We start from the raw sequence: 12,640 nt of genomic DNA on the forward strand, positions 1-12,640 counted from the left end.
TCAGCTCGCCGCGTCGGTCCTGGCGGCCAGGGCGGCGTCCACGGAGGCAGGGGAGAGCACGTGCTCCATGACGATCACTGCCATCCCCACGATCCCCGCACGGTCACCCAGCGAGCTCGTGACGATCTCCAGGTTCCTCGTCGTGTACGGCAGGCTGCGCCGGTAGACGACCTCCCTGATGCCCGTCAGATAGTGCTCCCTGGTCCGCGCCATGTCCCCGGCCAGCACCAGCACGCCCGGGTTGAGCAGGCTCACCGCCGTGGCCAGCACGACCCCCAGCGTGCGCCCGGCCTCTTGGACCCGTGCGATGGCCTCGGCGTCCCCCGCCTGCACGAGCTGGACCACCTCGCGGCTCGACGTCTTGCCGAGGTCGGTGGCCAGGGCGTGGCCGCTGGCCAGCGAGGCCACGCAGCCGCGCGAGCCGCAGGTGCAGACCCGGTCGTCGGTCTCGCGCAGCCGGACGTGCCCGATGTTGCCGGCCGCCTCCTCGACGCCGCGATAGATCTGGCCGTCGAGCACGATGCCGGTGCCGATGCCGGTGGAGACCTTGATCAGGATCAGCGAGTCGGTGCCGCGCCAGGACGACCACCACTCGCCCAGTGCCATCGCGTTGGCGTCGTTCTCCACCAGGATCGGCACGTCGAACATGGATCCGATGGCCTCGCCCACCGGATGGTCGTCCCAGCCGGGCATCAGGAACGACCTGATCACCCGCCCGGTGGTGTGGTCGACCGAGCCGGGCAGGTCGAGACCGACCCCGCACACGTCTCCGGCCGGCCGTCCGGCTCGGTCGAGCATCCGCTGGAACGCCTGCCGCACCCACGACAGCACGGCGTCAGGACCGAGCTCGATGCGCATCTCGGCGCGCTCCTCGGCCATCGGCTTGGCGGCCAGGTCGGTGAGCGCCACCCTGGCGTGGGTGGCGCCCAGGTCGGCCACCAGCAGCAGGCGCCTGGTGGCGTCCACGTCGAGGACGGACGGCGGCCGCCCGCCCCCGGAGACGCCCACGCCGGACTCGTGGATGTAGCCGGCATCGATGAGCCGATCGACCCGGTCGGTGATGGTCGAGCGGGACAGGCCGGTGTACTCGATCAGTTCTTTGCGGGTACGGCAGGTGCCCTTGCGGATCAGCTGGAGGATCTGCCCTGCCGTCAGCATGGTCTATCCCTTCTCCGCTCCTGCGGTGAGGCCCTCCGTCAGCAGGCGTTCGCCGGCGAAGAACACGATCACGATGGGCAGCGTGAGCACCACCGATCCAGCCATCAGGACCGTCGTCGGGATCTCGATGCTCCCCGCCAGCTGAGAGAGCCCCAGGGACACGGTCCAGCTCTCCCGGCTCTCCACCAGGAAGAGCAGGGCGAACAGGAACTCGTTCCACGCGATCATGAACGCGTAGAGGCCGGTGGCCATCAGCGCGGGCTTGGACAGCGGCAGCACCACGCGCCAGATGGTCGACAACCTCGTGCACCCATCGATCGCGGCCGCTTCCTCCACGCTGCGCGGCACGGTCTCGAAGTAGTTGCGGAGCATGTATACCGTGACGGGCACCGTTTGCGCGATATACACGAGGATCAATCCGATCAGCGATCCACGCAGCCCGATCATGGTGAAGAGCACAAACAGCGGGATGGCCAGCACGATCGCCGGGAAGAGGTACACCGCCAGGAACAGGAAGTGCACCTGGCGCCGGCCGAAGAAACGCAGCCGCGCGACCGCGTACGCGCCCGGGATCGAGATCAGCAGCGTGACCGCCACCGAGGCCACCGCGACGATCGCGCTGTTGCGCAGGAAGGTCAGGAAGCCCTGCTTGGTCAGCACGTTCACGTACGTGTCCAGGGTGAAGGCACGCGGCCAGAGCGAGCCGGGGTCCAGGATGAGCTCCTGGATGTCGCGTACCGACAGCATCACCATGTAGAGGAACGGGAACGCGGTGATCAGGAAGAGGAACGCGATCACCAGCGGCTTGAGCACCTTGAGCAGGGCCCGCTCGAACCTATCCCTGCTCACGTTCGCCTCCCGCGAAGAACCTCAGGTAGACGGCCAGGAAGACCACCAGGAAGATCGCCAGCACGATGGCCTGAGCCGCCGAGGCGCCGATGTCGTCGCGCGAGGTGAGGAAGTTGTAGACCCGCACGCTGACCACCTCGGTGCCGGCGCCGCCGCCGGTCAGCAGGTAGACGTCGTCGAACTTGGTGAAGGTGAACACGAAGCGCAGCACCGACAGCAGCGCGATGATCCGCCACAGCTGCGGCATGATCACGTACCGGAAGCGCTGCGTGGGCGTGGCGCCGTCCACGACCGCGGCCTCGTCCAGCTCTTTCGGCAGCGCCTGCAGCCTGGCCAGGATGAACAGGAACGCGAACGGGAAATACCGCCACGCCTCGAACGCGATCACCGTGAGCAGCGCCACCGGCACCTCGATGCCGAGGAACTCGCCCCTGGCCTGGGTGAGGAAGGCGATCGGCTCGTCCAGCCAGGTGTTGACGATGCCGTACTGCGGGTTGAGCATCGTCTCCCACAGGAACGTCACGGCCACCACCGGAGCCACGTACGGGATCAGGATCGAGGCCCTGACCAGGGTGCGCCCCCGGAACCTGTCGCGCAGCGCGAGCGCGGTCACCAGCCCGATCACGATCGACGACGCGGTCCCCGCGACCGTGTAGACGAGCGTGTTGACCAGGGACGTCCAGAAGCCCGGCTCGGACATCACGTACGTGAAGTTCTCCAGCGTGTAGTGACCGAAGATCCCGACCCGCCGGATGTTGATCAGCCGCGCGTCCTGGAACGCCAGCATGATCGCCCACAGCAGAGGAAGCACCACCACGACCAGCGTGATGATCAGCGTGGGCGAGATGAGCACCAACCCCGCCCGAGCTTCCTGTTCCCTTAGTGTGCGGCCGGATGCGGCTGACTTCACTGCCGGATCCCGCGCTTGATGGACTCGACCTCGGTCTTAGCCTGGTTGGCGGCGGCCTGGGGGGTCAGGGAGCCGTCGACGACCATGCTGAGCGCCTTGGGCACGGGCAGTTCGCCCATCGTGGCGCCGACCAGCTTGCCCTGGCCCTGCGGGATCCCCCACCTGGCGAAGGTGTCGGGGCTCTTGCGCAGGGCTTCGAGCACGTCGGCCGGGTAGACGTCGGCCAGCGGCTTCTTGGTGTCGACCCCGGCGGGCAACTTGTTCCACTTGTCCTCGAAGCCCTTGCGCGCGGGGAACTTGCCCTCGGGGGCCATGCCGATCCAGCGCTCGTAGCCCTCGTTCATCATGTAGGAGACGAACGTGCTCGCCGGGTCGGTGGCGGCGCCGTTCGTGATCGCCCAGGAGACGATCTCGCCGTACTGCGCGGGCGCGCCGCCGTCGGGGCCCTTGAGTGCCGTGACGACGCCGGTGTTCTCGGCCAGCCACTCGGGGTTCGCGCGGCACTCCTGGCAACTGGGCAGCGCGTCCTTACGCAGCCCTGCCATCTCGTCGAGGATGAACGACGACCAGATCATCATGGCCGCCTTGCCGGAGAAGTAGGTGGCCCTGGTGGTGTCGACGTCCTGCTTGCCCTTGACCGAGTAGTCCTTGGCCAGCTTCGCGTAGAACTCGAACGCCTTCGCACACTGCGGCGTCCCAAGGGCGACATTTCCGGAATTGTCGACCAGCTGGCAGCCGTTCGCCAGCGCCACGTGCTCGAAGCTCTGCGCTGTGAACGAGTCCTTCGGCGCGATCGCCAGCGTGATGCCCGCGACCCCGCCCGTGTTGAGTTTGGCCGCGGCCGTCTCCAGCGCCTCGTACGTGTCCGGCGGCTCAAGCCCGGCCTTGTCGAACAGGTCCTTGCGGTAGAGGATCAGCTGTGCCCACCCGTCGCTGGGCACCGCCAGCAGCTTGCCCCCCGAGGTGTCGAGCTCCAGCGCCCGCGGAGAGAAGGTGTCGCGGCCGAGCCGATCCACGATCCTGCCCGGCGTCTCGGTGTCGAGCAGGTCGTTGGCCTCCAGCTCGCGGATCGAGGCCAGCGGCAGCGCCCCGATCACGTCGGGCAGGTCGTCCGCGGCGGCGGCCGCCGTGATGGTCTGGCTGAACTGGTCCTCGGCCACGCCGACCAGCTTCACCTTGATCCCGGTCTTCTGGGTGAACTCGGAGACGATCGCGTTCTGCACGGCCATCCGGTCCTCGAGGTTCTCCTCGGTCCAGACCGTGATCTCGTCGGACGACTGCTCGCCACCGCCGTCGCCGCAGGCCGCCAGGGCGACGGCGAGCAGCGTGGCGGAGAGGACGGCGGTTACCTTCGTCGGCATGGCGCGCTCCTCTGGTTGGGGATATGCCGCCCTTACCCCCGGACGAGGTGACGCAACGTGCGGTAGGCGATACCGAGACCGGTCTGTACCCTCTCCGTGCTTCCGCTCCAGACGGCGTCCTCGTGCTCGACGGAGACCACCCCGTCGTAGCCTCCCTCGTGCAGCGCGTCGATCACCCGGGTCCAGTCGACCTGGCCGAGGCCGGGCACGCGGAAGCGGTACCAGCCCTTCTCGCCGCTGATCGGGCCGTGGAAGCCGTACCGGTCGATCTTGCCTGCCAGGATCTGCGTGTCCTTGGCCTGCACGTGCGCGATGTTCGGGATGTACGGGGTCAGCGCCGCGACCGGGTCGATGCCCAGCGCCACCAGGTGCGAGGGGTCCCAGTTGAGCTTGAGCCCGAGGGTGAACATCCACTCCCACAGCTCGGGGGAGTAGGCCAGGTTGCCGGGATATCCGTCGGGATGCCAGCTCTTCATCACGCAGTTCTCGATCACGATCTCGACGCCGTGCCGGGCGGCGTACTCGACCAGCGGGCCGAAGACGTCGGCGGCCCGCTTGAGGTTGTCGTGCACGGTCAGCCCGGGGTCGCGGCCCACGAACGTGCCGACCGTGGGGCAGCCGAGCGCGGCGGCGGCGTCGACGCAGCGCCGTACGTGGGCGTTCACCTGCGGCCCAGCCTCAGGGTGCAGATTGTTCTCGTAGTACGCGATCGAGGAAAGCGTGAGTCCGCTCTCTGCGAAGATTCGCCCGACTCGCGAGCATTCGACGTCGTCGAAACGATCTACTCTGATGTGATTTCGGTCATCCGGAGAGGGCCACCCGGCGACCTCTAGCGCCTCGAAACCCCGGCTGGCAGCCCAGTGTGCAATGTCGGTAAGGTCGCTTTCCGGAAGACACGCTGTCAGAAACCCCAATTTCATCAGTCACCTCCGACAGAAGTCGTAGACTTCAGAGTGTTATCAGCACCACTATCGTGTGCAAACAAGACCTAAATCTTCTACTTTTGTTTGATCAAAACGCATAAGTGTGGGGAATGCGCGTCATCACCTTCCAAGAGCCAGGCAAAGTCCGCGTCAGCCTGGAGTCGCCCGCCGAACTGGTGGCGGGCACAGTGCGCGTGCGCACTCTCTATTCAGGAGTCTCAGCGGGCACAGAACTCACCGCCTATCGCGGTACAAATCCCTATCTGAGTCGCAAGTGGGACACCGAGCGACGGCTCTTCGTCGAGGGCCAGACTCATGCCTACCCGCTGGCCGGCTGGGGCTACCAGGAAGTCGGCGAGGTGGTGGAGGCCGCGCCCGATGTGGCCGACCCGCCGGTCGGCAGCCTGGTGTGGGGCATCTGGGGCCATCGCGCCGAGGCCGTGCTGCCGGCGGAGAAACTCGTCGGCCACGTGCTGCCGCCCGGCGCCGACCCCGTGACCGGCGTGTTCGCCCGGGTCGGGGCCATCGCGCTCAACGCGGTCCACGCCGCCGACATCCACCTGGGCGACCAGGTCGCGATCTTCGGCCAGGGCGTCATCGGGCTGCTCGCCACCCGCCTGGCCGTGCTCAGCGGTGCCCGCGTGGTCGCCGCCGACGGCATCGCCGACCGGCTGGAGCTGGCCAGGAAGTTCGGCGCCGCCGAGACGTTCGACATCGCCTCGGGGTCGGTGGCCGAGTTCATGCGCAAGCGGGTCGAGGGCGCCGACACCGCCATCGAGCTGAGCGGCAGCCACGCCGGGCTGCACGAGGCGATCAGGACCGTGCGCAAGGGCGGCCGGGTCGTCGCCGCCGGCTTCTACCAGGGTGACGGCGTCGGGCTACGGCTCGGCGAGGAGTTTCACCACAACCAGGTCCAGCTCGTCTCCTCCCAGATCGGCGGCGTCGCCTCGTGGCTGGCGCACCGGTGGGACGTCGAGCGCATGCAGCGCACGTTCATGGAGCTCGTGCACCGGGGGGAGGTCGACGCCCGCGAGCTCGTCAGCCACATCATGCCCCTCGACCGGGCCGCCGAGGCGTTCGACCTGATCGACAAGCACCAGTCCGAGGTGCTCCAGCTCGTCTTCGAATTTGAGGAGTCACAGTGAAGCTCGCCGTACAGGAGCAGCTTCTCCCCGGTCGTACCCTCCAGGAGAAGTACGCGTTCGCGCTCGATGCCGGATTCGACGCCATCGAGCTGCGCGGCAAGGGAGACTTCCACTTCGCGGGGCGGCTCACCGAGCTGAAGCGGGCGCTGGCCGACGGCGTGGTGATGCCGACGGTGTGCGTGGACATGCCCCACTTCATCGGCGACTTCGACCCGGCTAAGCGCAAGGACGCCATCCAGCAGCTCAGGTCGCAGCTGACGGTGATCGCCGAGCTGGGCGGCATCGGCGTGATGACCCCCGCCTCCTGGGGCCAGTTCTCGCGCCGGCTGCCCCCGTTCGAGCCGCCGCGCGGGCCCGAGGAGGACCGCGAGGTGCTGGCCGAGGCGCTGGGCATCCTCGGTGAGCACGCGCAGCGCAACGGCGTGCTGATCATGCTGGAGCCGCTCAACCGCTACGAGAACCACATGGTCAACACCCTGGCCGACGCCGTCTCCTACTGCGCGATGGACTCGATCAGGATCGTCGGCGACACCTACCACATGAACATCGAGGAGGACGACCCCTGCCGGGCGCTGATCGACGCGGCCCCGTACATCGCCCACATGCAGATCAGCGAATCCAACCGCAACCAGCCGGGCACCGGCCACCTCGACTGGGGCGCGCAGCTGGCCACGCTCGACGCCGTGGGCTTCGACGGCTACCTCGCCCTCGAATGCCGCCTGCGGGGCGAACCCGAGATCGTCCTGCCGCAAACCGCTGCCTTCGTCAGGAAATATCTATGATCCTCCGCGACGCTGTGCGCGTCCTCGTGAGCAACTGGGACGGCGCGCACACGGTCCCCTCCCGTCGCCTCTACCCCCACCAGTGGAGCTGGGACTCCGCCTTCATCGCGATCGGCAACGCCCGCTGGTCGCCGCGCAGGGCCAGGTCGGAGCTGCTGTCGCTGTTCGGCGCCCAGTGGGCGGACGGCCGGGTGCCGCACATCGTGTTCAACCCGCGGGTGGCGGCCGGCGCCTACTTTCCCGATCAGGGCTTCTGGCAGGCCAAGGCGCCCTCGGGGGCCGAGACCTCCGGCATCGTCCAGCCTCCAGTCCACGCGCTGGCCGCCTGGAAGACGCATCTGGCCGAGCCCGACACCGCGTTCCTACGCCGGATCTACCCCCGGCTGGTGGCCCAGCAGGAGTTCCTGCGCCGCGACCGGCGCTCGCCCGAAGGGCTGATCTCTGTCGTGCACCCCTGGGAGTCGGGCATGGACAACAGCCCGGCGTGGGACCTGCCGCTGCGCGCGGTGAAGACCGGCGCGTCGGGGTTCACCCGCAAGGACCTCGACAGCGTCAACGCCGCCGAGCGGCCCACCGACCGCGACTACGAGCAGTACATCGGGCTCGCCACCGCCTACCGCGACTCCGGCTACACCGGTCCGGGCGCGTTCGAGGTGGAGGATCCGCTGTTCAACGCCGCGTACGGGCTGGCCGAGTCCACCCTGGCCAAGATCGCGAACACGCTGGGCCTGGACGCCGAGCCCCACGAGCGCGAGGCCGAGGCGATCACCCAGGCCATGGTCGAGCACCTCTACGACGGCGGCCTGTTCCAGGCCCGCGACGTGCGTACCGGCTTGCTGACCGACACGGCCAGCGCGGCCGGGCTGACCCCGCTCATGCTGCCGGGCCTGCCCGTCGAGGTGGCCGAGACGCTGATCGCCACCGCGCTCGACCGCTTTCGGATCAAGGACCTGCCGCTGCCGAGCTACGCCCCGGACACTCCCGAGTTCGACCCCGCCCGTTACTGGCGCGGGCCGAGCTGGATCAACGTGAGCTGGCTGCTCTGGCAGGGGCTGAAGGACCGCCGCCCCGACCTGGCGGCGACCCTGGCCGACTCGGTGCTGAGCGCCGTGGTCAAGTCGGGGTTTCGCGAATACTTCGACCCGTTCACGCTGCGCGGGCACGGTTGCCGCGACTTCAGTTGGTCAGCCGCCCTCGTCCTCGACATGGTCGCAGAGCACAGCCTGCACGGTCTGAAGCCGTCCGCCCGCGAGGCCGGTCAGAAAGTCTGGAGCGTCGGCGAAACCCACCAGGTTGGTGATCACGCGCTCACGTAGCGGTCGCCCGCGCTCCCTGAGCAGGCCGATGGTCTCGTGCGAGAGCCGTTCCCTGTCCCAGGCGTGCGCCAGGCCGCGCGGCACCCGGCCGATCTGGGCGCAGCGCACGGTCAGCCCGTTGTGGTGGAACTCCTCGCCGAGCCGCACCTCCTGCGCGCCCTGGGTGTAGAAGGCCAGGTCGACCAGGGTGCCTTGAGGGCGCAGCAGGCGCAGCCCGAGCGCCAGCGCCCTGGTCTGGCCGCGGCACTGGAAGACCACGTCGGCGCCACGGTCGTTGGGGCCGTGGCGCCAGCGCCGCTTGAGGTCCACCGCGGGGTCGTCGCCGGCGGCCATCGTGTCCGCGCCGAGCGCCGCGGCGATCTCCAGCCGCTCCGGGGTCTCGTCCACCACCACGACCTCGGCCGCGCCGCAGGAGAGCGCGAAACAGGCCGTCAGCAGCCCGACGACGCCCGCGCCCACGACCGCGACCCGCCGCCCGCGCACGCCGTCGCCCAGGTGCCGCACGGCCGGGCCGTGCAGGTCGTGGGCGGCGTGCAGGAGGCCGTTGGCGCAGATGGGGCCCATGTGGGCGACGTAGATGCCGAGGATGGGGTCGAGGTCGTCGGGCAGCTCGACGAACCGGTCGGTCATGGAATCGGCCACGTACGCGGTGCGGTGCCCGTAGCACATGGCCACCAGCGAGCCCTCCCGCACGGCCCGCGTCCGCGTCTCGACCACCAGGCCGACCTGCATGTAGCCGATCCCACGCACGGGATAGGACACCGACGGCTCCCCCTCGCGGAACAGCCCGAGCGCCGGATCCCAGCTCGCGCCCAGGTAGGGGTTGGTGCCCTTGACGTAGGTCAGCTCGGTGCCGGCGGAGACGCCGCTGTGCGTGGTGGCCACCATGAAGCCGCCCTCGGGCAGGTCGGGCAGCTTCTCCTCGATCAGGCGCACCTCGCCGGGCGCCTCGATGCTCAGCACTTCAGTCATGCAGGGTCACCGGCCTCCGTTCGGTGGCGGACCGCGCGAGCGCGAGCGCCACACGATGAGTGCGCAGCGCTTCACCGTACGGTACGCGGACATCGGCCGGTCTGCCCTGCACCGCGTTGATGAACTCCCGGTCCACCCGGGTCTTCGCCCGGCCGTCGTCCTCGATCGCGCGTTCGCCGTCCACGAGCAGCCGCGTCTCGCTGAGTTCGAGCGCGATCCCCTCCGCGCACACCTCCAGCCCCACCCGGTGCTTGCGCGTCAGCAGGCACGAGGTGGCCAGCAGGCCGGAGGCGCCGCCGGCGAAGCGCATGACGGCGGAGGTGGCCCGGTCGACCTCACCGTCCACGCTGTCGCCCGCCGGAACCGCGTGCACCATCTCCACCTCGCCCACCAGGAGTCGCGCGAGGTCGAGCACGTGGACCGCCTGCTCGACGATCTGGCCGCCGGACATCTCCCGTTTGAGCCACCAGCCGACCGGGGGCACCTTGTCCAGCCAGTGGCCGAGCGCGAGGCGTACGGGACGGCCGGAGAGCAGGTCACGGGCCTGTTCGACGATGTCGAGATAACGCCAGTGGTGACCGACGGCAGAGGGCAGGGATCTCCGCTCTATTTCGGTCGCGATTTTTTCCGCGGTTTGGAGGTCTAGTGAAAGGGGTTTTTCAACAAATAGCGGGAGATTGCACGACAGAACATCATGTTCCGGGTTGCCGTGCGCGAAAGGAGGCACACAGACGTAAACAGCATCGAGACCGCCGGCACTGAGCAGGTCGGCATGGCCGCCATAGGCGGGGGAGCCGTGCTTCGAGGCCAGAGCCTCGGCCCTGTGGGGATCGGTGTCGGCGATTCCAGCGATCGTGACATCGGGGAAGCCGGACAGGACGTCTGCGTGGCGAGCGGCGACATTTCCGGCACCTACGATGCCGACACGGGTCATTGGGGACACAACCCGGCATATGCCACGTCCAGGCGTCATCAAACAAACATGTTCGTAAGCCTAACCGCTGGGCAGAAGCCGTGACCTCATGAGATCGGGGCTGATGCATGGAGACAGATATGCGAGCCTTGGCCAGGGTCCAGGAATGGTACGGCCCGCACTCGAGCACGTCAGCCGAGTGGCCGGTGGACGCCTTAATGATGGCCAAAGGAGAGACCACGATCAGCGTGGTCCTGCCCGCGCGTGACGAGGAGAGCACGGTGGGCGACATCATCACCACCATTCGCAGAGACCTCATCGAACGCACACCACTCGTCGACGAGATCCTCGTCGTCGACTCCAACTCCACCGACGCCACCGCCGAACGGGCGCGCGAGGCCGGCGCCCGGGTCGTGGCGCAGAACGACGTCCTGCCCCACCTCCCGCCCCTCACCGGCAAGGGAGAGGCCCTGTGGAAGGGGCTGGCGGCCTCCAAGGGCGACATCGTCGTCTACATCGACTCCGACCTGCGCAGCTTCGGCGCGCACTACGTGACGGGCCTGGTCGGGCCCCTGCTGGTGGACGCAGGCATCCACTTCGTCAAAGCGACCTACGAACGGCCCTACGTCGCCGCCGACGGCTCCGTCCAGCAAGGCGGAGGCGGGCGCGTGACCGAGCTGGTGGCCAGGCCGCTGCTCAACATGTTCTGGCCGGAACTGGCCGGATTCGCCCAACCGCTCGGCGGCGAGTACGCCGCCCGCCGCGACGTGCTCGAACGACTGCCCTTCGTCACCGAGTACGGCGTGGAGTTCGGCCTCCTCGTCGACCTGCTCCAGCTCGTCGGGCTGGACGCCATGGCCCAGGTCGACCTGGGCCACCGCACCCACACCCACCAGCCGATGGCCGCCCTGGGCCGGATGGCCGGGCAGATCATGCAGACCGCGTGGTCCCGCCTGGAACGCCAGGGCCGCGTGCTCGCGTCGGAGCCCCCGGCGCACACCCTGCTGCAGTTCGGACTCGAAAACGATGTCGCTGTCGTGGACGTGGCGGTGGCGGAACGACCTCCGCTCGCCTCCCTCGTGCTTGAGGAGGACCTGGCGTGAAAGTCCTGGTGAACGCGGGCCCGTGGCTGGAGGTTCCGCCCGCGGGCTACGGCGGTATCGAGAACGTGGTGGCCACCCTCGTGCCCGCGCTGCGCGAGCGCGGCGTGCACGTCGTGCTGGCCTCCGTCGGCTCCAGCGGGCTGGAGGTGGACGAGCTGATCAGCGCGTACGACGAAGGTCAGTTCACCGAGCTGCAGAAGCCGTACAACCAGGTCATGGGCATCGCGCACGCGCACCTGGCCAGGGTGGCGGCCGAGCTGCGGCGGCGCGACGACATCGACCTCGTGCACGATCACGTCGAGGTGGTCGGCCCGGCCGTGCTCTCGGCGCTCGGCGGGCCGCCCGTCCTGCACACCCTGCACTGGGACCTGCGCAAACATCCGGCCTTCTATGGCGCGTTCCCGCCCGGGATCGCGGTCAACGGCGTCTCCGAGTCGCAGATCGCCCGCGCCCCCGACGCCCTGCGCGCAGCCGCGCTCGGCTCCATCCACCTGGCCACCCCGCTGGTTGACCGCGAACCACGGGTGGAGCGGGGTGAGCATCTGATGGTCATGGGCCGCATCTGCGCGCTCAAGGGCCAGCACGTGGCGGCCAGGATCTGCCAGAAGCTCGGCCTGCCCCTCGTCCTGGCCGGCCCCGTCAGCGGCCGCGACACCGCCGCCGAGCTGGACGTCGTCGCCCAGAACCCGTACCACCCGCTGCACAGCCACCCCGACGTGCGCTACCACCTGGACCAGGTGGCCCCCTACCTGGACGGCGACCTGGTCCGCTGGGTCGGCGCGGTCGGCGGCGCAGAGCGGGACAACCTGTACGCCTCGGCCCGCGCAGCCCTGTTCCCCATTCAGTGGGACGAACCAGGCGGAACCGCCGTCGTGGAGGCCATGGCGCTCGGGGTGCCGCCGGTGGGCCTGCGCCGGGGTTGCCTACCGGAACTCATCGACCACGGCCGTACCGGGTTCCTGGCGGACAGCGAGGAGGAGCTGGCGGAGTGGGTGCTGCGGCTGGACGAACTGGACCCCGAGGAGTGCCGCCGCGAGGCCCGCCGCCGCTTCACACCGTCGGTGATGGCCGATCGGTACGTGGAACTGTACGAGCAACTCGCCCGCCACTGACGGCTCACCGGCCTGGTCGGTGGGTCAGGAGTGCTGAGGGTTCGCCGGCCCGGTCGGCCAGTCAGGAACACTGACGGCTCGCCGGCCCGGTCGGCG

General features: G+C 69.0%; 11 protein-coding genes. 4 read left to right on the top strand and 7 right to left on the bottom strand.

From position 1 onward, the window contains the following. From AB0C28_RS34215 to AB0C28_RS34235, 5 genes are read right to left on the bottom strand one after another with little or no spacing between them, the layout of a single operon-like run. On the bottom strand, positions 1 to 1,158 hold the full coding sequence (locus tag AB0C28_RS34215) for an ROK family transcriptional regulator (RefSeq protein ID WP_357859421.1): 1,158 nt from the start codon (positions 1,156 to 1,158) through the stop codon (positions 1 to 3). 3 nt (positions 1,159 to 1,161) lie between these two features. Then, on the bottom strand, positions 1,162 to 2,007 hold the full coding sequence (locus AB0C28_RS34220; RefSeq protein WP_346105915.1) for a carbohydrate ABC transporter permease: 846 nt from the start codon (positions 2,005 to 2,007) through the stop codon (positions 1,162 to 1,164). Then, entirely contained in the window at positions 1,994 to 2,860 is an 867-nt protein-coding gene (locus AB0C28_RS34225; RefSeq protein ID WP_357859418.1) for a sugar ABC transporter permease, read from the bottom strand. The genes AB0C28_RS34220 and AB0C28_RS34225 overlap by 14 nt, the downstream gene beginning before the upstream one ends. Before the next feature lie 53 nt (positions 2,861 to 2,913). After that, positions 2,914 to 4,278 (bottom strand): ABC transporter substrate-binding protein, encoded by a 1,365-nt coding sequence (locus AB0C28_RS34230; protein ID WP_357859415.1) that lies wholly within the window; start codon positions 4,276 to 4,278, stop codon positions 2,914 to 2,916. A gap of 32 nt (positions 4,279 to 4,310) precedes the next feature. Beyond that, complete coding sequence (locus AB0C28_RS34235) at positions 4,311 to 5,198, bottom strand: sugar phosphate isomerase/epimerase family protein (RefSeq protein ID WP_358080026.1); 888 nt, start codon at positions 5,196 to 5,198, stop codon at positions 4,311 to 4,313. Between the two features lie 113 nt (positions 5,199 to 5,311). Between AB0C28_RS34235 and AB0C28_RS34240 the strand changes: the two genes are divergently transcribed. After that, positions 5,312 to 6,346 (top strand): zinc-binding dehydrogenase, encoded by a 1,035-nt coding sequence (locus AB0C28_RS34240; protein WP_357859409.1) that lies wholly within the window; start codon positions 5,312 to 5,314, stop codon positions 6,344 to 6,346. Further along, entirely contained in the window at positions 6,343 to 7,128 is a 786-nt protein-coding gene (locus tag AB0C28_RS34245) for a sugar phosphate isomerase/epimerase family protein (protein ID WP_357859406.1), read from the top strand. The genes AB0C28_RS34240 and AB0C28_RS34245 overlap by 4 nt, the downstream gene beginning before the upstream one ends. Before the next feature lie 1,184 nt (positions 7,129 to 8,312). Here the strand turns inward: AB0C28_RS34245 and AB0C28_RS34250 are convergent. Further along, entirely contained in the window at positions 8,313 to 9,416 is a 1,104-nt protein-coding gene (locus tag AB0C28_RS34250; protein WP_358080027.1) for a zinc-binding dehydrogenase, read from the bottom strand. Continuing rightward, complete coding sequence (locus tag AB0C28_RS34255; protein WP_357859400.1) at positions 9,409 to 10,350, bottom strand: Gfo/Idh/MocA family oxidoreductase; 942 nt, start codon at positions 10,348 to 10,350, stop codon at positions 9,409 to 9,411. The genes AB0C28_RS34250 and AB0C28_RS34255 overlap by 8 nt, the downstream gene beginning before the upstream one ends. 119 nt (positions 10,351 to 10,469) lie before the next feature. Between AB0C28_RS34255 and AB0C28_RS34260 the strand changes: the two genes are divergently transcribed. Together AB0C28_RS34260 and AB0C28_RS34265 are read left to right on the top strand one after the other, a co-directional pair. After that, positions 10,470 to 11,432: a glucosyl-3-phosphoglycerate synthase gene (locus tag AB0C28_RS34260; RefSeq protein ID WP_357859397.1), complete on the top strand. Its 963-nt coding sequence runs from the start codon at positions 10,470 to 10,472 to the stop codon at positions 11,430 to 11,432. After that, positions 11,429 to 12,544, top strand: coding sequence for a glycosyltransferase (locus AB0C28_RS34265; RefSeq protein WP_357859394.1), 1,116 nt, complete (start codon positions 11,429 to 11,431; stop codon positions 12,542 to 12,544). The genes AB0C28_RS34260 and AB0C28_RS34265 overlap by 4 nt, the downstream gene beginning before the upstream one ends. Positions 12,545 to 12,640: the final 96 nt, after the last annotated feature.

Origin of the sequence: Nonomuraea sp. NPDC048892, assembly GCF_040649735.1 — a bacterium.
Taxonomy (GTDB): Bacteria; Actinomycetota; Actinomycetes; order Streptosporangiales; family Streptosporangiaceae; genus Nonomuraea; species Nonomuraea maheshkhaliensis.